Annotated in this window: 17 protein-coding genes; 12 read left to right on the forward strand and 5 right to left on the reverse strand. The window is 64.9% G+C overall.

What is annotated here, in order from left to right; translation table 11 throughout:
* Window positions 1-32: 32 nt before the first annotated feature.
* The 5 genes from PSEST_RS20805 (at window position 33) to dctM (ending at window position 6,737) form a co-directional block, all read left to right on the forward strand.
* A complete protein-coding gene (locus PSEST_RS20805; RefSeq protein ID WP_015278889.1) occupies window positions 33-1,838 on the forward strand; it encodes a sensor histidine kinase in 1,806 nt (601 codons plus the stop codon).
* Window positions 1,835-3,229: a sigma-54-dependent transcriptional regulator gene (locus tag PSEST_RS20810; RefSeq protein ID WP_015278890.1), complete on the forward strand. Its 1,395-nt coding sequence runs from the start codon at window positions 1,835-1,837 to the stop codon at window positions 3,227-3,229. The genes PSEST_RS20805 and PSEST_RS20810 overlap by 4 nt, the downstream gene beginning before the upstream one ends.
* 344 nt (window positions 3,230-3,573) lie before the next feature.
* Window positions 3,574-4,569 carry a C4-dicarboxylate TRAP substrate-binding protein DctP gene (gene dctP / locus PSEST_RS20820; RefSeq protein ID WP_015278891.1) on the forward strand — a complete coding sequence of 332 codons (996 nt, stop codon included), beginning with the start codon at window positions 3,574-3,576 and terminating at the stop codon, window positions 4,567-4,569.
* 261 nt (window positions 4,570-4,830) lie between these two features.
* A complete protein-coding gene (locus PSEST_RS20825; RefSeq protein WP_015278892.1) occupies window positions 4,831-5,457 on the forward strand; it encodes a TRAP transporter small permease in 627 nt (208 codons plus the stop codon).
* Complete coding sequence (gene dctM, locus PSEST_RS20830) at window positions 5,457-6,737, forward strand: C4-dicarboxylate TRAP transporter large permease protein DctM (RefSeq protein WP_015278893.1); 1,281 nt, start codon at window positions 5,457-5,459, stop codon at window positions 6,735-6,737. The genes PSEST_RS20825 and dctM overlap by 1 nt, the downstream gene beginning before the upstream one ends.
* Before the next feature lie 67 nt (window positions 6,738-6,804).
* Here the strand turns inward: dctM and PSEST_RS20835 are convergent, their stop codons facing one another.
* Window positions 6,805-7,413, reverse strand: coding sequence for a 2OG-Fe(II) oxygenase (locus tag PSEST_RS20835; RefSeq protein ID WP_015278894.1), 609 nt, complete (start codon window positions 7,411-7,413; stop codon window positions 6,805-6,807).
* 154 nt (window positions 7,414-7,567) lie between these two features.
* On the opposite strand from PSEST_RS20835, the gene PSEST_RS20840 reads away from it, so the two are divergent.
* Entirely contained in the window at window positions 7,568-8,332 is a 765-nt protein-coding gene (locus PSEST_RS20840) for a hypothetical protein (RefSeq protein ID WP_015278895.1), read from the forward strand.
* Between the two features lie 6 nt (window positions 8,333-8,338).
* Here the strand turns inward: PSEST_RS20840 and PSEST_RS20845 are convergent, their stop codons facing one another.
* Entirely contained in the window at window positions 8,339-9,277 is a 939-nt protein-coding gene (locus tag PSEST_RS20845) for an alpha/beta hydrolase (protein WP_015278896.1), read from the reverse strand.
* An 85-nt stretch (window positions 9,278-9,362) separates the two neighbouring features.
* On the opposite strand from PSEST_RS20845, the gene PSEST_RS20850 reads away from it, so the two are divergent.
* The 6 genes from PSEST_RS20850 (at window position 9,363) to PSEST_RS20875 (ending at window position 15,958) form a co-directional block, all read left to right on the forward strand.
* The gene (locus PSEST_RS20850; RefSeq protein ID WP_015278897.1) at window positions 9,363-9,932 is read left to right on the forward strand and encodes a DUF6436 domain-containing protein; all 570 of its coding nucleotides are present in this window, start codon (window positions 9,363-9,365) and stop codon (window positions 9,930-9,932) included.
* Window positions 9,933-10,043: 111 nt separating this feature from the next.
* Window positions 10,044-12,107 (forward strand): TonB-dependent receptor plug domain-containing protein, encoded by a 2,064-nt coding sequence (locus PSEST_RS20855; RefSeq protein WP_015278898.1) that lies wholly within the window; start codon window positions 10,044-10,046, stop codon window positions 12,105-12,107.
* Complete coding sequence (locus PSEST_RS20860) at window positions 12,107-13,099, forward strand: ABC transporter substrate-binding protein (RefSeq protein ID WP_015278899.1); 993 nt, start codon at window positions 12,107-12,109, stop codon at window positions 13,097-13,099. Before PSEST_RS20855 ends, PSEST_RS20860 begins: the two co-directional genes overlap by 1 nt.
* Window positions 13,096-13,887 (forward strand): ABC transporter permease, encoded by a 792-nt coding sequence (locus PSEST_RS20865; RefSeq protein ID WP_015278900.1) that lies wholly within the window; start codon window positions 13,096-13,098, stop codon window positions 13,885-13,887. Before PSEST_RS20860 ends, PSEST_RS20865 begins: the two co-directional genes overlap by 4 nt.
* Window positions 13,884-14,708 carry an ABC transporter ATP-binding protein gene (locus PSEST_RS20870; protein ID WP_015278901.1) on the forward strand — a complete coding sequence of 275 codons (825 nt, stop codon included), beginning with the start codon at window positions 13,884-13,886 and terminating at the stop codon, window positions 14,706-14,708. The genes PSEST_RS20865 and PSEST_RS20870 overlap by 4 nt, the downstream gene beginning before the upstream one ends.
* On the forward strand, window positions 14,702-15,958 hold the full coding sequence (locus PSEST_RS20875) for an NnrS family protein (protein ID WP_015278902.1): 1,257 nt from the start codon (window positions 14,702-14,704) through the stop codon (window positions 15,956-15,958). The genes PSEST_RS20870 and PSEST_RS20875 overlap by 7 nt, the downstream gene beginning before the upstream one ends.
* Before the next feature lie 202 nt (window positions 15,959-16,160).
* Here PSEST_RS20875 and PSEST_RS20880 read toward each other — a convergent pair whose 3' ends face one another.
* From PSEST_RS20880 to potA, 3 genes are read right to left on the reverse strand one after another with little or no spacing between them, the layout of a single operon-like run.
* A complete protein-coding gene (locus PSEST_RS20880) occupies window positions 16,161-17,063 on the reverse strand; it encodes an ABC transporter permease subunit (protein WP_015278903.1) in 903 nt (300 codons plus the stop codon).
* A complete protein-coding gene (locus PSEST_RS20885) occupies window positions 17,060-17,956 on the reverse strand; it encodes an ABC transporter permease subunit (protein WP_015278904.1) in 897 nt (298 codons plus the stop codon). Before PSEST_RS20885 ends, PSEST_RS20880 begins: the two co-directional genes overlap by 4 nt.
* Window positions 17,953-19,104, reverse strand: coding sequence for a polyamine ABC transporter ATP-binding protein (gene potA / locus PSEST_RS20890; RefSeq protein WP_015278905.1), 1,152 nt, complete (start codon window positions 19,102-19,104; stop codon window positions 17,953-17,955). The genes PSEST_RS20885 and potA overlap by 4 nt, the downstream gene beginning before the upstream one ends.
* Between the last annotated feature and the right edge of the window lie 26 nt (window positions 19,105-19,130).

Consider the following 19,130-nt stretch of genomic DNA (forward strand, 5'->3'; position numbering starts at 1 on the left):
GCATAATGCGCCGGACATCCAGGCGCCCACGCATGACCGCACTGCAACCTCACCGTCGCCCTCGCTGGCGCAACCTCGCCCTTCTGGCCTTGCTGCTGGCGCCTCTGCTCTGGCCGCTGCAGCAACTCGCCGAGCGTTATTACCGCAACGAGCTGACCGAACAGAACCGCCAGACCCTGGATCTGTACGTTGCCAACCTGCTCGGCACACTGAATCGCTATGAAGTGCTGCCGCGCATCCTCGGCGACTTGCCGGCCCTGCGCGCCGTGCTGCAGCAGGACTCGCCCCAGGTGCGCGACAACGCCAACCGGCTGCTTAAGCGCCTGCGCAACCAGACCGGTGCCGATGTGATCTACCTCATGGGAACCGACGGCAACACCCTCGCCGCTTCCAACTGGGACGAGGAAGACAGTTTCGTCGATCGCAATTTCGCCTTCCGCCCCTACTTCCGCCAGGCCATGGAAGGGCGCCTCGGCCGCTTCTTTGGCCTCGGCACCACCTCCGGCAAGCGCGGCTACTACTTCGGCGCGGCGGTACGCGATGGCGACCAGGTGCTCGGTGTGCTGGTGGTCAAGGTCGATCTCGACCACACCGAGACGCTCTGGGGCAGCACGCCCGAGCAGCTGCTGGTGACCGACAACTTCGGTGTGGTGATCCTCACCTCGCGTCCGGAATGGCGATTTCGCGCGACCCGCGGGCTGGGCGTCGACGAACGCGAGCAGATCGCCTTCGATCAGCCCTATCCCACCCTGTACCCACAGGACCTGACCCTGAACATCGATGCCTGGCTGATCCAGAGCCGCGAGCTCAAGGAAACCGGCTGGACGGTACGCATCCTAGCCCCGGTCAACCTGGTCGAGCGCCCGGTACGCACCGTGGTCGCCATCGGTGCCGCGACGCTGCTGGCGCTGCTGCTCTGGCTCGGCCTGCTGATGCAGCGCCGCCGGCATTTCCTCGAACGGCTGGCGCTGGATGCCCAGGCGCGCCAGCAGCTGGAACAGCGCGTGCTGGAACGCACCCGTGACCTGGAGGCGCTGAACAGCCGGCTCAAGGTCGAGGTGCTCGAGCGCGAGCAGGCCCAGCAGGAACTGGTCCGCGCGCAGGACGAGCTGCTGCAGGCCGGCAAGCTGTCGGCGCTGGGCACCATGTCGGCGAGCATCAGCCACGAACTCAACCAACCGCTGGCGGCGATCCGCAGCTATGCCGATAACGCCGGGGTGCTGCTCGACCACCAGCGCAACGCCGAAGCACGCGACAACCTGCGACTGATCAGCGAACTGACCGCGCGCATGGCCTCGATCATCGCCCACCTGCGCGCCTTTGCCCGCCGTGATCAGCATGCGCCGGAGCGGGTGGCGCTGCAGCCGGCGCTGGATGATGCCCTCGCGCTGCTGGCCAAGCGTCGGCAGGCCATGGGCGTCGAGCTGATCCGCGATCTGCCGGAGGCGACGCTGTGGGTGCAGGCTGGCGAAACCCGGCTGCGGCAGATTCTCGCCAACCTGCTGGCCAACGCCCTCGACGCACTGACCGAGCGACCACCGCCGCGGCGCATCTGGCTGCGCGCCGAACAGCAGGGCGACGGCGTGCTGCTCAGCCTGCGCGACAACGGCCCCGGCTTCAGCGATGAAGCTCTGCAGCGCGCTCGCGAACCGTTCTTCACCACCAAGACCAGCGCCCAGGGCCTGGGATTGGGTCTGGCGATCTGCGATACCCTCACCCGCGCCCTTGGCGGCGAGCTGCGCATGAGCAACCATCCCGAGGGCGGCGCACAGCTTAGCCTGTTTCTGCGCAGTGCCGAGCCGGGCATCGCCTTCCCCACCGAGGACCATTTCCAATGAGCAGCGAGCATTCGATCAGCGCCCAGACCCAGGTGCTGTTGATCGACGACGATCCGCACCTGCGCCAGGCGCTGAGCCAGACACTCGACCTCGCAGGGCTCAAAGTGGCCAGCCTGGGCGACGCTCGTGAGCTGGCCGCGCGCCTGCCGGCCGACTGGCCGGGAGTGGTGGTCAGCGACATCCGCATGCCGGGAATCGACGGTCTGGAACTGCTGCAGCAACTGCGCGCACGCGACAGCGAACTGCCGGTGATCCTCATCACCGGGCATGGCGACATCCAGCTGGCGGTGCAGGCCATGCGCGCCGGTGCCTACGATTTCCTGGAAAAGCCCTTCCCCAGCGAGGCGCTGCTGGACAGCGTGCGCCGTGCTCTGGCGCTGCGCCAACTGGTCCTGGACAACCGCTCGCTGCGCCTGGCGCTGGCCGACCGTCAGCAGCTGTCGGCGCGCCTGCTCGGCCAATCCAAGGCGATGCTGCGCCTGCGCGAGCAGATCGGCGCGTTGGCCGGAACCCAGGCCGACGTGCTGATCCTCGGCGAAACCGGTGCCGGCAAGGAGGTGGTGGCGCGCGCCCTGCATGACCTCTCCAACCGGCGAAACGGTCCGTTCGTCGCGATCAACGCCGGTGCGCTGGCCGAGTCGGTGGTGGAAAGCGAGCTGTTCGGCCACGAGCCCGGTGCCTTCACCGGCGCGCAGAAACGGCGCATCGGCAAGTTCGAGTTCGCCAACGGCGGCACGCTGTTCCTCGACGAGATCGAAAGCATGAGCCTGGACGTGCAGGTCAAGCTGCTGCGGCTGCTGCAGGAACGGGTGGTCGAACGGCTCGGCGGCAACCAGTCGATCGCGCTGGACATTCGCGTCATCGCGGCAACCAAGGAGGATCTGCGCGTGGCCGCCGACCAGGGTCGGTTCCGCGCTGACCTGTACTACCGCCTCAACGTGGCACCGCTGGGAATTCCGCCGCTGCGCGAGCGCAACGAGGACATCCTCCTGCTCTTCCAGCACTTTGCCGAGGCTGGTGCCCAGCGCCACGGCCTGCCGATCCGCGAACTGCAGCCGGAACAGCGGGCTGCCCTGCTGCGCCACGCCTGGCCGGGCAACGTGCGCGAGCTGCAGAATACTGCCGAGCGCTTCGCCCTGGGTCTCGGGCTCGGGTTGGATCAGCCAGGCGCCGAACCGACCAGCAGTGTTGCCGGCACTGGCAACCTGAGCGAACAGGTCGAGGCGTTCGAGCGCGCGCTGATCGCCGCCGAGTTGAACCGCCCCCACGGCTCGCTGCGCAGCGTCGCCGAGGCGCTCGGCGTGCCGCGCAAGACGCTGCACGACAAGCTGCGCAAGCATGGTCTGAATTTCAGCGATGCTGGCGGAAGCTCGCCGGATGAAAACGACTAGATGGCGGAAACCCGCCATTTCGATCCTCGGCTGGAGCATCTGACTGCCGCGTCCTGCGCTGGCCTCTGGCGTACCCATCCAGCGCAGGGCGAACCCCGCAAAGGTGCGACCTAGACGCGCTTGTTGGCAATCTGCCATTCAAACCTTCATCTGTTGCTGGGTAAACTCCCTGCCCACAGGTTGCTCTGCCGGCGGTTGGCACAGGCATTGCTCCTGAAACTCAATGAACCGGACGGAACGAGTGGCGATCATCCATCGCAACCTGGCCATTGCGCCTAGACTTGCCCAGCTGGTTACTGCCGGGATGCCCTGCGGCCTCCCACCCACAACAAGAGGAAACATCAATGTTCAAACTGACTGCCAAGGCGCTGGCATGCGCCCTGTCGCTGAGCATCGCCGGTCTGGCCCACGCGGCTGACCCGATCACCATCAAGTTCTCCCACGTCGTCGCCGAGAACACGCCGAAAGGCCAGGGCGCGCTGATGTTCAAGAAACTGGTGGAAGAGCGTCTGGCCGGCAAGGTCGAGGTACAGGTTTACCCGAACTCCTCGCTGTTCGGCGATGGCAAGGAAATGGAAGCCCTGCTGCTGGGCGACGTTCAGCTGATCGCACCGTCGCTGGCCAAGTTCGAACACTACTCCAAGGGCGTTCAGGTTTATGACCTGCCGTTCCTGTTCGACGATATCGCGGCAGTCGACCGCTTCCAGAAAGGCGAAGCCGGCCAGAGCCTGCTGCGCTCCATGGAAGACAAGAACATCACCGGCCTGGGCTACTGGCACAACGGCATGAAGCAGCTGTCGGCCAACAAGCCGCTGCGCGAGCCGAAGGATGCCCGTGGTCTGAAATTCCGCGTACAGGCTTCCGCCGTACTGGACGAGCAGTTCAAGGCCGTGCGCGCCAACCCGCGCAAGATGAGCTTCGCCGAGGTCTACCAGGGCCTGCAGACTGGCGTGGTGAATGGTGCCGAGAACCCCTACTCGAACATCTACTCGCAGAAGATGCACGAAGTGCAGAAGTACATCACCGAGTCCAACCACGGCCTGCTGGACTACATGGTGATCACCAACACCAAGTTCTGGAACGGTCTGCCGGCTGACGTTCGCAGCGAGCTGGAAAGCATCCTGAACGAAGTGACCGTCGCGGTGAACAAGCAGGCTGACGAGCTGAACCAGGCCGACAAGCAGCGCATCGTCGACGCTGGCACCACCGAGATCATCAACCTGACTCCGGAGCAGCGCGAAATGTGGCGTGAAGCCATGAAGCCGGTCTGGAAGAAGTTCGAAGGCGAGATCGGTGCTGACCTGATCAAGGCCGCCGAAGCAGCCAACCAGGCTAACTAAGCCTTGCCGAGGGGCGGGTACTCCGCCCCTTTGCTGCACCACCCGAAACACCCGACAGCTCAGTGAAAAAACATAGCAGCTGACGAAGGCGAAGCCCGCACCAAGGGCAGACAGGCCAGGCCAAGGTGACCCCCCGGCTACGCCGCTTCGACAGTGACAACAAGAGTTTTTCATTGCTCTGTCTGCCAGCCCGCCCCGGCTGGTTCACGGCGCACCTCGTGCTGCCTTCGCACAACAGCAGTCCATCGGGAGATGTCATCCATGAACGCCCTCTGGCGCGTCTGGGACCACTTCGAGGAAGGTTTTATCGCCTTTCTGTTGGCCGCCATGACACTGGTGACCTTCGTCTACGTGATCCTCAACAACCTTTACACGCTCTTCTACAACCTGGGCGACCGCTTCGAAGGCAGCGCCGACTTCTGGTTCGCTATCGGTGATTTCATCATCGGCCTGGCCCAGGCCATGACCTGGAGCACCGCGCTGACCAAGGCGCTGTTCGCCTGGCTGATCTTCTCCGGCCTCGCCTATGGCGTGCGCACCGCTGGCCACATCGGTGTCGATGCACTGGTCAAGCTGGCACCGCGACACATCCAGCGCATCATCGGCATCATCGCCTGCCTGCTCTGCCTGGGCTACGCCGGCCTGCTTACCGTCGCCAGTTTCGAATGGATCCAGACCCTGTTCATCGCCAACATCGGCGCGGAAGATCTGGGCCACATCGGCGTCAAGCAATGGCATATCGGCATGATCGTGCCGTTCGGCTTCGCCATGGTGTTCATCCGTTTCGCCGAAATCTTCGTGCGTATCCTGCGCAACGAGCAGACCGGCCTCGGCCTCGCCGATGAAGCGGCCGATGCGCTCAAGCACGGCGAAGAGGAGCCCAAGTAATGACCATTCTGTTCCTGTTCGCCGCCCTCTTCGTGCTGATGTTCATCGGCGTGCCGGTGGCCGTATCCCTCGGCCTGGCCGGTTCGCTGACCATCATGATCTTCAGTCAGGACTCGGTGCGCTCGCTGGCGATCAAGCTGTTCGAGACCTCCGAGCACTACACCCTGCTGGCCATCCCGTTCTTCCTCCTCGCCGGTGCCTTCATGACCACCGGCGGCGTGGCGCGGCGCCTGATCGACTTCGCCAACGCCTGCGTCGGCCACATCCGTGGCGGCCTGGCGATCGGCGCGGTACTGGCATGCATGCTGTTCGCCGCACTCTCCGGTTCGTCGCCAGCCACCGTGGCCGCGGTCGGCTCCATTGCCATCGCCGGCATGGTGCGCTCCGGTTACCCGCAGGCGTTCGGTGCCGGCATCGTCTGTAACGCCGGTACACTGGGCATCCTGATTCCACCGTCGGTGGTCATGGTGGTCTACGCCGCCGCAACCGAGACCTCGGTGGGCAAGCTGTTCATGGCCGGTGTTGTGCCAGGCATCCTGCTCGGCGGCGCGCTGATGATCGCGATCTACATCATCGCGGTGAAAAAGAACCTGCCGGCCCTGCCGCGGGCGAGCTTCCGCGAGTGGCTGTCCGCTGCGCGCAAGGCAATCTGGGGCCTGCTGCTGATGGTGATCATCCTCGGCGGTATCTACTCCGGCATGTTCACCCCGACCGAAGCGGCGGCGGTGGCGGCGGTGTATTCGGCCTTCGTCGCGCTATTCGTCTACAAGGACATCTCCCTGCGCGACTGCCCGAAGGTGCTGCTGGAATCCGGCAAGCTGTCGATCATGCTGATGTTCATCATCGCCAACGCCATGCTGTTCGCCCACGTGCTGACCACCGAACAGATTCCACAGGCGATTACCGCCTGGGTCATCGAGGCCGGCCTGCAGCCGTGGATGTTCCTGCTGGTGGTGAACATCGTGCTGCTGATCGCCGGTGCCTTCATGGAGCCTTCGGCAATCATCCTGATCCTCGCGCCGATCCTGTTCCCGATCGCCATTCAGCTGGGCATCGACCCGATCCACCTGGGCATCATCATGGTGGTCAACATGGAAATCGGCCTGATCACGCCACCGGTGGGGTTGAACCTGTTCGTCGCCTCGGCGGTGACGGGCATGCCGGTCACCCAGGTGATCCGCGCAGTGCTGCCATGGCTGGCGCTGATGCTGAGCTTCCTGGTGATCATCACCTACGTACCGTCGATTTCGCTGGCGCTGCCAAACATGCTTGGCATGTAGCGCGGAGCAATTACTTCCCTTTAGCCCGGCCCGTGCCGGGCTTTTTTTTGCCGGAAGAACGGCTGCGTCAGAGGGCGAGAACGTCCGCCGGGCGCCGGCGGAACCAGCCGGTCAGGGACAGGCGATCAGCCTGGGTGACCAGCACCTCGTGAGGAAAATCGCCGGAGAGAAACACCACCAGATTGCCGGCCAGCGGCGGTACGTCCAGCTGCGAGCCATCGGGCATGTGCATGCGCAACTCGCCGGCATGGGCCGCCTGCCAGTCCGGGTTGAGGTAGAGCACCGCGGTCACCGAACGGCTGTCATCGTCGCGAAAGCGGTCCAGATGGGTCTGGTAGAAGGCGCCGGGCGGGTAGAAGGCGAAATGGCATTCGAACTCTTCCAGGCCGAGATACAGCTCGCGGTTGAGCTGCTGACGCAACTCGTCCATTACCCCGAGATACTGATCGCAGACCGCCGCCTGACCAGGCTCCAACCACTGGATATGGTCGCTGCGAATGCCTTCGCGCACCGCCTGCGCCTCGCCGCGGCCGACGCCGGCCGGTGCCAGGGCACCCTCGGCCTCGCGCCTGCGGCACTCGTCGGCCAGCTTGTGGGTCACATCACTGGGAAGAAAAGAACTCTGCAGCGACCAGCCGCGCTCGGCCAGGTCATCGATGATCGAAGAAAACTGCAAGGAAGTGACTCCGAAGGGATACTGAACGAGTCTAGGGGCTGTACAGACTCCGCTACAAGCCAAGGCACTGCGCCATATCGCAGCAGCGCTCGCGCGCCTCGACAAGCATGCGTCGGGGCACCGAAAATGAACCGCCCGCCAGACAGGAGCTTCCATGCGCGCCCTTTTAGCCTGTGTACTGCTGACCTTCAGCTTCGCCAGCTTCGCCGACACCTATCAAGAGCTGTACGAAACCGCTGGCTGGACCGAACAGCGGGCCAATTTCGCCGATGCGCTGACCGCCGCCCAGCAGCGCTACAAAGACACCCTGCCGCCAGCGGTATTCCAGGCGCTGGTGACCAATAGCAACCGCCGCTTCGCCGCCCATGCCATCGACCAGCGTGCACAGCAGGCGCTGCGCGAGCATCTACCGCAGCCGCAACCGGCGCTGGAGTTCTTCCAGTCGACGCTCGGCCGCAAGATCGTCTCTGCCGAAGTGCTGGCGGCACGCCGCGAGCAGCTGGCACGCCATACCAAAGGCTTGCCGCGGGTGACGGCCGAAAGCAACCGTCAGCTGCTGATTCGCCATCTGGCCCAGGCCATCCCGGCCAGCGAGGCTGGGGCGGAGGTCAGCCTGGCGCTCGCCGGTGTCGCCGCCGACAGCCTGAGCCAGATGATTCCCGGCCTGCTTGGTGGCAACCAGGCGCAGAGCCTGTTGAGCAGCCAGCGCACGCGGATGATCGAGCAGATCGAGGCCGATCTCGACAACACGCTGCTCTTCGTCTATCGCGATCTGTCCGACGCCGAGCTGGAAGAATACGTGCAGTTCGCCCAATCGGACGCAGGCAAGGCCTACTATCAGGCTGCGCTGCAGGCGCTGCGAGCCGGGCTGGCGGTGGGCATGAGCGGCGCCGATCTGGAGCCGCAGCAAGGCATCTGAGCGGCGCTACTTCAGCCGCTCGCGCAGGAAATCGAAGTAGGCACGGCGCAGCTCCTCGCGCTCGTTCACCAGATGGTGGCGCGCCTCGGGCAGACGCAAGATCTCGGCGCCAGCGAACTTGCGTTCGAGGATCGGCAGGTTGTACTGCCAGTCCACCGTCATGTCCGCCTCACCCTGGATGATCAGCGGCGAATGCGTGCTGCCCGCCGCCCCTTCGATACGCGGAATCCAGCGTGACAGCGCGCCGACCCAGGCCGTGGGCAGGATGTCCGGCTGCAGCGGATCCTGGCTCTGAACGAACTCCAGAAAGCTCGGATCGCCGGAATTCTCGCTGAACGTGCGCGGTATCTGCTGCACGAAGCGTCGCAGCAATTCGTAGCTGATGCGCGAGCGCAACCAGGCACGCGGCCGAATCAACGGCGCCAGCAGGATGGTGCGGCCCAGATCCGGGTTGTCGGCCTGGTGCAGCAGGTGATCCAGCGCGATGGCACCGCCGGTGCTCTGCCCGAGCAGATGCCAGGGTCGTGGCAGATCGAGCTGACGCGCCTGTTCGAACAGCCCGCTGAGCACCGCCTGGTATTCATCGAACTCGTTGATGCTGGCCCGCGGACCGCTGGACAGACCGTGGCCCGGCAGGTCGCAGGCGAGCACGGCGAAACCCATCTCCAGCCCCCAATCGACCACGTGCCGGTACAGGCCCATATGGTCGTAGTAGCCATGCAGGATCAGCAGGCTGGCGTGAGGCTGTTCGGGCCACCAGGCCTGCGCAACCACGTCATAATCGTGCACGCGAAAGCGCCCCAGGCGGCGCTGCACATTGCGCCGGTGCGGCATGTCCAGGCCGTAATAAGCCTGGTAGTGCAGCGTTTCGGCGGAGATGTCAGCTGCATCCGCCAGGGCAGGCAGACTGTTGCGCAGTCGATCAGGCTGGATACGCGAAGGCATGGACTTTCTTTAAGCGGTTGGGACCCGGGATATTCAGCTCTGCGCCGCGTCATGGCAAGCTTGCGCACCCACATCGGAGCCTGCCATGAGCGCACGCCGTAAATACCTGATCGCCGCCCTGATCGCCCTGCTCTGGGGCGGCGCCATGCTGGCCGCGTTCTGGTGGTTCGAGGCACGTTACCTGCGCACCTTCGAGGGCGAGCGCGCCGAGCTGTTCTCTGGCGACGCGTTGCGCCTGCCCGCCGAACTGCAGGGCCCGGGGCCGGTGCGCTTCGTCCACTTCTGGGACCCGAGCTGCCCGTGCAACGTCGGCAACCAGCAGCATCTGGAGGAGTTGCTCAAGCGCTTCGCCGGGCAACCGGTCGAGTTCTACGAAGTGCGCAAGCCCGGCAGCAAAGGCCGTCTGCCGGCGCCCCTGGCTTCGCTGAAGCCGCTGAACGATCTGGCCGGCGCCGAGCAATTGCCGGCCAGCCCGGCTGTAGGCATCTGGGACCAGAGCGGTGAACTGGTCTATATCGGCCCCTACAGCGAGGGCGCGGTGTGCAGTTCGGATAACAGCTTCGTCGAGCCGATCCTCGATGCGGTGCTCGCCGGGCGCAAGGTCCGCGCCACCCATTCGCTGGCGGTAGCCTGTTTCTGCGACTGGCAAGAGTAGCGGCATGTCCCGCAAACTTGATCATGGTCAAATGATAATTATTATCAACTAAACGAGAATGCTCCCATTCAAGTCGGCATCGTTGCCGACGCACCATTCGGGAGCCGTTCGATGATCCTCCGCCTTCACCCGCTTGCCCTGGCCTGCCTGGCCGTCAGCACCACCTCCGCCCTCGCCGCTCCGCTGGAATTGCAGGAAACCGTCGTCACTGCCAAGGGCTACGAGGCCGCGACGCAGGACATTCCGCAAGCCATCGAAGTCCTGCAAGCACAGCCGACTGAAACGGCCGCGCCGGCCGGCAGCCTGTTCCGTGGCAAGCCGGGCCTGGCCGTGCACAGCGATGGCGCTTGGGGCCAGAACCCGGTCCTGCGCGGCATGAAGAAGGAAAGCGTGGTGCTGATGGTCGACGGCGTGCGGGTCAATTCCGGCCAGCCGCAAGGCTCGCTGGCATCCATGCTCGATCTCGGTCTGCTGGAACGCGCCGAGGTGGTCAAGGGTCCGGGCTCGGTGCTCTACGGCAGCGGCGCCATGGGCGGGGTGGTCAACCTGATCACGCCACAACCACGCTTCACCGAACAAGACGAACGCAGCGGACATTTCTCCAGCAGCGCCAGCAGCGTCGACAAGGGCTTCACCGGCGCTACGCTGCTGCGCGACTCCAGCAGCGATCATGCGCTGGTGCTGGGCGTTGCCGGGCGCAAGGTCAACGACTACAAAAGCCCCAACGGTACCGAAGAGAACACCGGCTACAGCTCCGATACCCTGCTGTTCAAGTACAAGCAGCGCCTGGCCGAGGATGTCAGCGTCAACCTGAACGTCCAGCGCCACACCGATCGTGACGTCTGGTACCCGGGCTCGGCGCGTACCGGTGGCCAGCCGGGCGGCGCCGGCATCCCGGCACCGCTCGGCACCGCGACCATCCATTCGCCGGAACAACAGCGCGAGCTATTCCAGATCGGCCTGGAGAACGGCCTCGGTGAAGGTACTCTGACCACCGAGCTCTATCGTCAGGAGGTCTACCGGGAGATCCGTGCCTACTCGGAGCGCCTCGACCGCGACTATGTACGCAACAACGTCAGCTTCATCACCCACGGACTGCGCTCGAGCTGGGTAGTACCGGTCGCCGATCACCTGCTGACGGTGGGCGTCGACGGCTGGAAGATGACCGGCGATCCGGAGCGCTATGTGGATGGCCCGCCGGCCTTCAACAACAACCAGCGCAACGACCCCTTCAAGGATGCCGAGATCGAGTCCTACGGACTGTTCGTGCAGGACGAATTCGACCTCGGTCAGACGCGCCTCACCGCCGGCGCCCGTTACGACCGCATCAGCGCAGACGCCCGCGCTAAAGGCAATGGTCCTTCATTTACAACCAGCGGCCTGGACAGCACCGACCACAACCTGTCGTGGTCGCTGGGCGCGCTGCATCCGTTGACTGACACCCTCAACCTCTACGCCAACGTCGGCCAGGCCTACCGCGCCGCCGACATGCGCGAGCGCTACGACGACGCCCCGCGCGGCGACGGCTACTTCCACGTCGGCAACCCGCAGCTGGACCCGGAGCGTTCCACCAGCTTCGAGCTTGGCCTCAAGGGTAACGATGGCGATTTCACCTATCAACTGGCGGCCTTCCACACCCGCATCGACGACTACATCGCCGGCCGCGTGACCGGCACCAACGCGCCCAACGGGCTGCCGATCAAGCGCACCGAAAACCTCGACAAAGTGGTGATCTACGGCCTCGAAGGCAGCGCCAGCAAGGGCGTCGGCGCCTTCGTGGTGGACGGCAGCTTCACCTGGCTGCGCGGCGAGAACAAACAGGACGACGAACCACTGCACCAGATGCCGGCCCACGAGTTGACCCTGGGCATCGGCCAGCCAGCCGAGCGCGGCCTCTACTGGCATGCCCAGCTGCGCGCGGTCGCCGAGCAGGATCGTGTGGCGACCGAGTTCACCCGCGGTGGCGAGGACCGCACCGCAGGCTTCGTTACCGCCGATGCCAGCCTCGGCTGGGGCTTCGGCAAGATCGGCGTGCTGCAGACCGCCAATCTAGACACGCGCCTGAGCAACCTGTTCGACAAGGCCTACCACGAGCATCTGACTGACGGCATCAGCGGCAACGAACTGCAAGCGCCTGGGCGCGGCATCACCGTCGCGCTGAGCGGGAGCTTCTGATGCTGCGCCACCTACTGATGGCCGTTCTGCTGGTGGCTGGAGCACCAGCGCTGGCGGACAAGCTGCCGCGCCTGGTCCTGGCCGGCCCATCGTCATCGGTGTCTAACCCGCTGATCCACATGGTCGAATCCGGCGCGCTGGACGACCTGGCGGACAAGGTGGAATTCGTCAGCTGGCGCGATCCCGACCAGCTGCGTCTGCTGGCGCTGAACGAGCAGGCAGACGTGCTGGCCATGCCGGTCAACGTCGCCGCCAACCTGTACAACCGCGGCGCCAAGCTGCGCATGCTCAACGTTTCGACCTGGGGCTTGCTCTGGCTGGTATCCCGCGAGCAGGGCCTGAGCACCCTCGACGACCTGCGCGGCAAGGAAATCGCCATGCCGTTCCGCGGCGACATGCCGGACATCCTCTTCGGCCTGCTGGCCGAGCGTGCCGGCATTGATGTGCGCAAGGACCTGCGTTTGCGCTACGTCGCCACCCCGATCGACGCCATGCAGCTATTGCTGATGCGTCGTACCGACCATGCCCTGCTGGCCGAGCCGGCCATCTCCATGGCCCTGCGCAAGGCCAGCGAAGGACCGCTGGGGCTGGTTGCGCCGGATCTGTATCGCAGTGTCGACCTGCAACAGGAGTGGGGCCGCCTGCTGCAACGCGAAGCACGCATCCCGCAGGCTGGCATCGCGCTGATGGCCAGCGTGAAGGACCAGCCGCAGATCGCCGCACGGATTGCCCAGGCCTACGCCGACTCGCTGCAATGGTGCAGCGCCAACGCCGAACGCTGCGGGCAGCTGGTCGCCAAGCATCTGCCGATGCTCAGCGCCGAAGCGGTAACCGACTCATTGGCCGTGGCGCAGATGGACGCAGTGCCCGCCGCCGACGCACGGGTGGAAGTCGAGTATCTGTTCGAGCTGCTGTTGCAAAAGAATCCAGCGCTGATCGGCGGCAAGCTGCCGGCCGATGACTTCTACTCGCCAGTCAGCGATCAGCCATGAGCCTCCTGCGCAGCTGGCTGGCCGGCCTGCCCGGCTATCTGTGGAGCGGCTGGGGCGCACTGGCCAGCCTGTTTCTGCTGCTGGCGGGCTGGGAGGCAGTGGCCAGTCAATATGGCGCGCTGGTGCTGCCTACGCCGCTGGAGACCTTTGTCCGCCTGCTCCAGCTGATCGATGAAGGTGCCGCCTGGCCGGAGTTGCTGGCCACCAGTCGCCGGGCTCTGCTCGGTTTTACCTTGTCCGTAGTGGTCGGCAGCGTGCTCGGGCTCGCCGCCGGTGTCTCCATGACCGCCTCGATGATGGCGCGGCCGCTGGTCACCGTGCTCATGGGCATGCCACCAATCGCGTGGCTGGTACTGGCGATGCTCTGGTTCGGCGCCAGTGACGGCACCCCGGTGTTCACCGTGTTCATCGCCAGCTTTCCGCTGGTGTTCGTCGGCGCACTGCAAGGCACCCGCACGCTGGACAACCAGCTCAAGGACATGGCCCTGGCATTCCGCCTGCCGCGGCGGATGCTGTTGCTCGATGTCTATCTGCCGCACGTCGTTTCCTACCTGTTCCCCGCCTGGATCACCGCGCTCGCCATGGCCTGGAAGATCGTGGTGATGGCCGAACTGCTCGCCACCCAGGACGGCGTCGGCGCCGCGCTGGCGGTGTCGCGCTCGCACCTCGATACCAGCGCGACCATGGCCTGGATCACCGCGGTGGTCGGCCTGCTGCTGGCGGTGGAGTATCTGCTGCTGGAACCGATCAAGCGCGAAGTCGAGCGCTGGCGCGAGGTGTCTTCATGACGCAATTGCACATCCACGGCCTGGCCCACGCGTTCGGCCGCGACGAGATCTTCAGCGGCATCGACTTCAACCTGGCGGCGGGTGAAGTGGTCGCCCTGGTCGGCCCCTCCGGCTGCGGCAAGACCACCCTGCTGCACCTCTGTGCCGGGCTGCTGGACGTGCAGGAAGGACGCATCGACAACGGCTTCGGCAACCCCGCCAGCATGTTCCAGCAACCGCGGCTGCTGCCGTGGAAAACCACGCTCGACAACATCGCCCTGGGGCTCAAGGCGGCAGGCATGCCGCGGCAGCAACGCCTGCAGCAGGCCAGCTCCCTCGCGCTGCGCCTGGGCTTGGCTACTGGCGATCTCGGCAAGTTTCCGCACCAGCTTTCCGGCGGCATGCAGAGCCGCGTGTCCCTGGCGCGGGCGCTGGTGCTGCAACCGGATCTGCTGCTGCTTGACGAACCCTTTGCCGCGCTGGATATCGGCCTCAAGGAAGACCTTTATGCCCTGCTGCTGGCCGAGCAGGCCGCACGCGGCATGGGCGTGCTGATGGTCACCCACGACCTGATGGAAGCCGTGCGCCTGGCCGACCGCATTCTGGTCATGGCAGCGGCACCAGGGCGCATCGTCAGCCATCTGGAACTGGATCTGCCATCCGTGCAGCGCAGCGATATCTGGATCTATCAGCACACCGCCGAACTGCTGCAGTTGCCGGCGGTGCGAGAGAGCTTCGGCCTGGCCAGCCGCGCGCCGCAGACCTTGCCGCACAGCAACAGGGCAACCCTGCAAGAGACGACGGTTCCCCTCACCGCCAGCAGAGCGCGCTCACGATGCTGAAGTCCTTATCACCGCGACTCACCGCCTGGCCGTTGCTGCTATGCAGCTTCCGTCCGCTGTTTCTCTCCACCGTACTGCTGGCCGTGGCCGGCATCGCACTCTGGCTGGGCTTTCTCGGGTTCGGGTTGCCGCTGCCAAGCGTGCCGGGTGGGCCAATGGTCTGGCATGCCCACGAGATGCTGCTCGGCTTTGGCCTTGCGGCAGTCGCCGGCTTCGTCCTCACCGCGGTGCCGGAATTTACCTCCACCGCGGCATTCGGTAGGCAGGTAGGTTTCGGCTTTCTACTGCTGTGGCTAGCGGCTCGGCTGAGCTTCTGGCTTTCCGGCGTCCTCGGGCCGTGGCCGTCGGCGCTGTTCAACAGTGCCTTCGCCATCGCCCTGCTTGTGCTGCTCGCACCGCGCCTACTCGGTGATCCGTTGCGCCGGCAGTACGGCTTCTTCGGCGGACTCGTCGCGCTGGCGCTGGTGACTGTCGGCTTCAATATCGATGCCGTCAGCGGCCAGTACCCGATGCGCTGGCTGCATGCGACGGTCGGCGTGATGATGGTGCTGATCGTGGTGGCCATGAGCCGAATCTCCATGCGCATCCTCAACGATGCCATCCAGGCACGCCGGGATGCCGGCCATGAAGTGGACGAGGACTACCGCGCGCGGCCGCCACGGCGCAACCTGGCGATCTTCTGCATCAGCCTGTTCAGCCTTGCCGAATGGCTGGCTCTGCCGGCCCCGCTGAACGGCTGGCTGGCCCTGGCCGCAACCGCCGCCATGTTCAACCTGCTCAACGACTGGCACATCGGCCGCGCGTTGCTGGAACGCTGGGCGCTGATGCTCTACAGCGTCTACTGGCTGATGGCGCTGGGCTATGGCGCGCTGGGCGTATCACTGCTCGTCGACGGTTACGCCAGCAGCGCGGGTCGTCATCTGCTGACAGTCGGGGCCATGGGCGTGTCGATTCTCGCGGTGCTGTGCATCGCCGGGCGTACCCACAGCGGTTATGCGCTGGATCAACGGCCATGGGTGCCGATCGCCACCGGCCTGCTGGTACTTGCTGCGCTGCTGCGTGCCAGTGCGGGGCTGCCGGGCGCGCCCGTGCCGCTGCTGAACATGCTCGCCGGGCTCGGTTGGCTGACTGCCTTTGCCCTGGCGTTACGCTACCTGGCACCGATCTGGCTGCGCCCGCGCCCGGATGGTGGTGCGGGATGCGACGAGCCACAGGACGAACACAGCATGGGGTCGGGTTGCCGGACCTGAGCGGTGATCGGCGCCTTACGAGATATTCATTGCAGGAGAGCAGCCAACCGAGCCATGAATGCGCACTCGGCGCCGGAAAGGCACGGCGGTGGATAAGCTTCGCGTTATCCACCCTACGGCTCCAGCGCAATTGCGGGACGGACTACCTGAAACGAAAAGGGCGCATCAATGCGCCCTTTTCGTTTTGCGGCTCAGACCATCCTCAACTATGCGCCGAGGGCGGTATCAGCACCTTGCGGCTGTCGATCACCTGACGCCAGGTGGACTTGCCAGTGGTTTCATCCATCGCCTGCTGCATCGCGCGGACGCGGCGCTTCTCGGCGCGGCGGGTGAGGTACCAGGCCAGGAAGGTCGCCAGCGACACGCTGAGCAGGATCAGGCTGGCCACCGCGTTGATCTCCGGTTTCACGCCCAGGCGCACGGCGGAGAAGATCTCCATCGGCAGGGTGGTCGAGCCGGGACCGGAGACGAAGCTCGCCAGCACCAGATCGTCCAGCGACAGGGCGAAGGAGAGCATGCCGCCAGCGGCCAGCGACGGCGCGATCATCGGCATGGTGATCAGGAAGAACACCTTCCACGGCCGTGCGCCGAGGTCCATCGCCGCTTCCTCGATGGACAGGTCCAGCTCACGCAGGCGCGCCATCACCACCACCGCGACGTAGGCCGAGCAGAAGGTGGTGTGCGCGATCCAGATCGTCACCAGGCCGCGCTGGGCCGGCCAGCCGACCAGTTGCGCCATGGCGACGAACAACAGCAGCAAGGACAGACCGGTGATCACCTCGGGCATTACCAGCGGTGCGGTAACCAGACCACCGAACAGCGTGCGGCCGCGAAACACCGGGATACGCGTGAGCACGAAAGCCGCCATGGTGCCCAGCGCCACCGCGGCGACCGCGGTATAGGCCGCGACTTCCAGCGAACGCATCACCGCACCCATCAGCTGCGAGTTGTCGAGCAGCCCGGCGTACCACTTCAGCGACCAGCCACCCCATACCGTCACCAGCCGCGAGGCGTTGAACGAGTAGATGACCAGAATCACCATTGGGAGGTAGATGAACAGCAACCCGAGCACCAGGATCAGATTGGAAAAGCTCCAGCGCCTCATAGCTTGCCCTCCAGTTCCTTGGCTTGGTTGCGGTTGAACAGGATGATCGGGATCAGCAGGATCGCCAGCATCACCACCGCCAGCGCCGAGGCCACCGGCCAGTCACGGTTGTTGAAGAACTCCTGCCACAGCACTTTGCCGATCATCAGTGTCTCCGGGCCGCCGAGCAGCTCGGGGATGACGAACTCGCCCACCACCGGGATGAACACCAGCATGCAGCCGGCGATGATGCCGTTCTTCGACAGCGGCACGGTGATCTTCCAGAAGCTGGTGAGGTTGCGCGCGCCCAGGTCGGAGGCAGCCTCCAGCAGGCTCGGGTCGTGCTTCACCAGGTTGGCGTAGAGCGGCAGGATCATGAACGGCAGGTAGGAATAGACCACTCCGATATACACGGCGATATCGGTGTTGAGGATCTGCAGCGGTGTGTCGATCAGCCCCATGCCGAGCAGCAGGCTATTGAGCAGGCCGTTGCTGCTGAGGATGCCCATCCAGGCGTAAACGCGGATCAGGATGGCGGTCCAGGTCGGCATCATGATCAGCAGCAGGAACACCGTCTGCAGATCCTTGCGCGCCCGGGCGATCGCATAGGCCATGGGATAGCCGATCAGCAGGCAGAGCAGCGTGCTGAAGAAGGCGATCCTCAGCGAGCCCAGATACGCCGCCAGATACAACTCGTCTTCACTGAGGAAGATGTAGTTGCCGAGATTGATCAGTACCTGCAGCTGCTGGTCGGCGTAGGCGAAGATGTCGGTATATGGCGGTATCGCCACATCGGCTTCGGCGAAGCTGATCTTCAGCACGATGGCGAACGGCAGCAGGAAGAAAAGGAACAGCCAGAGGAAGGGCACGCCGATGACCAGTCGGCGCCCGCTATTCAACGGCGAGCGCTTCATGCCTGCAGCACCACGCCGCTGTCATCCCACCAGTAGACGTACACCTCTTCCTCCCAGGTTGGCAGCTTCACGTGGCGCTCGGTGTTGGCCATGAAGGCCTGCAGCACACCGCCGGACGGCAGCTTGATGTAGTACACCGAATGGCCGCCAAGATAGGCGATGTCGTGGACGACGCCCTTGGCCCAGTTGTAGCCAGGGCGCTCCAGTTCCGGCAGTTCGGTGCCGATCAGTAGCTTTTCCGGGCGAATCGCGTAGGTGATCTGCTTGTCTTCGGCACGGGTGCTGATGCCGTGACCGACATAGATCGGATTTTCCAGGCCTGGGCTGGCGATGACGGCGTGGTCGCCCATGTCTTCGATCAGCTCGCCATCGAACAGGTTGACGTTGCCGATGAACTCGCAGACCAGCCGGCTCGCCGGGGTTTCGTAGATGTCCATCGGGCTGCCGACCTGGGCGATCCAGCCGAGATGCATGATGGCGATGCGTTCGGCCATGGTCATGGCCTCCTCCTGGTCGTGGGTGACCATCACGCAGGTCACGCCAACGCGCTCGATGATCTGCACCAGCTCCAGCTGCATCTGCGAGCGCAGCTTCTTGTCCAGAGCGCCCATCGGCTCGTCGAGCAGCAGCAGCTTCGGGCGCTTGGCCAGCGAGCGCGCCAGGGCGACGCGCTGGCGCTGCCCGCCCGACAGCTGATGCGGCTTGCGCTTGGCGTACTGGGTCATCTGCACCAGGCCGAGCATTTCCTTGACCCGCTCCTCGATCTCCGCCTTGGGCAGACCGTCCTGCTTGAGGCCGAAGGCGATGTTCTGCTCCACGGTCATGTGCGGGAACAGCGCGTAGGATTGGAACATCATGTTGATCGGCCGCTCGTAGGGCGGCATGTCGGTGATGTCCTGGCCATCGAGGAAGATGCGCCCCTCGGTGGGCCGCTCGAAGCCGGCGAGCATACGCAGCAGGGTCGACTTGCCCGAGCCGGAGCCGCCGAGCAGCGCGAAGATCTCGCCCTGATGGATGCTCAGCGACACGTCATCGACCGCCACCGTTTCGTCGAACTTCTTGGTGACCCGGTCGATCTTGAGCAGCACCTGCTTGTTCTTGCTCTGGCCACTGAGGGCTTTCTTGTAGGCGCTGGAGGCAACGGCCATGCGCGAACTCCCGAAATGAAAAAGGT

This window comes from Stutzerimonas stutzeri RCH2, assembly GCF_000327065.1.
GTDB classification, from domain to species: domain Bacteria; phylum Pseudomonadota; class Gammaproteobacteria; order Pseudomonadales; family Pseudomonadaceae; genus Stutzerimonas; species Stutzerimonas stutzeri_AE.

What these genes read in the sequence shown, in the direction of transcription:
- PSEST_RS20805 (WP_015278889.1), top strand. Translation starts at nt 33, where the DNA reads ATGACCGCACTGCAACCTCACCGTCGCCCTCGCTGGCGCAACCTCGCC.
- PSEST_RS20810 (WP_015278890.1), top strand. Translation starts at nt 1,835, where the DNA reads ATGAGCAGCGAGCATTCGATCAGCGCCCAGACCCAGGTGCTGTTGATC.
- dctP (WP_015278891.1), top strand. Translation starts at nt 3,574, where the DNA reads ATGTTCAAACTGACTGCCAAGGCGCTGGCATGCGCCCTGTCGCTGAGC.
- PSEST_RS20825 (WP_015278892.1), top strand. Translation starts at nt 4,831, where the DNA reads ATGAACGCCCTCTGGCGCGTCTGGGACCACTTCGAGGAAGGTTTTATC.
- dctM (WP_015278893.1), top strand. Translation starts at nt 5,457, where the DNA reads ATGACCATTCTGTTCCTGTTCGCCGCCCTCTTCGTGCTGATGTTCATC.
- PSEST_RS20840 (WP_015278895.1), top strand. Translation starts at nt 7,568, where the DNA reads ATGCGCGCCCTTTTAGCCTGTGTACTGCTGACCTTCAGCTTCGCCAGC.
- PSEST_RS20845 (WP_015278896.1), bottom strand. Translation starts at nt 9,277, where the DNA reads ATGCCTTCGCGTATCCAGCCTGATCGACTGCGCAACAGTCTGCCTGCC.
- PSEST_RS20850 (WP_015278897.1), top strand. Translation starts at nt 9,363, where the DNA reads ATGAGCGCACGCCGTAAATACCTGATCGCCGCCCTGATCGCCCTGCTC.
- PSEST_RS20855 (WP_015278898.1), top strand. Translation starts at nt 10,044, where the DNA reads ATGATCCTCCGCCTTCACCCGCTTGCCCTGGCCTGCCTGGCCGTCAGC.
- PSEST_RS20860 (WP_015278899.1), top strand. Translation starts at nt 12,107, where the DNA reads ATGCTGCGCCACCTACTGATGGCCGTTCTGCTGGTGGCTGGAGCACCA.
- PSEST_RS20865 (WP_015278900.1), top strand. Translation starts at nt 13,096, where the DNA reads ATGAGCCTCCTGCGCAGCTGGCTGGCCGGCCTGCCCGGCTATCTGTGG.
- PSEST_RS20870 (WP_015278901.1), top strand. Translation starts at nt 13,884, where the DNA reads ATGACGCAATTGCACATCCACGGCCTGGCCCACGCGTTCGGCCGCGAC.
- PSEST_RS20875 (WP_015278902.1), top strand. Translation starts at nt 14,702, where the DNA reads ATGCTGAAGTCCTTATCACCGCGACTCACCGCCTGGCCGTTGCTGCTA.
- PSEST_RS20880 (WP_015278903.1), bottom strand. Translation starts at nt 17,063, where the DNA reads ATGAGGCGCTGGAGCTTTTCCAATCTGATCCTGGTGCTCGGGTTGCTG.
- PSEST_RS20885 (WP_015278904.1), bottom strand. Translation starts at nt 17,956, where the DNA reads ATGAAGCGCTCGCCGTTGAATAGCGGGCGCCGACTGGTCATCGGCGTG.
- potA (WP_015278905.1), bottom strand. Translation starts at nt 19,104, where the DNA reads ATGGCCGTTGCCTCCAGCGCCTACAAGAAAGCCCTCAGTGGCCAGAGC.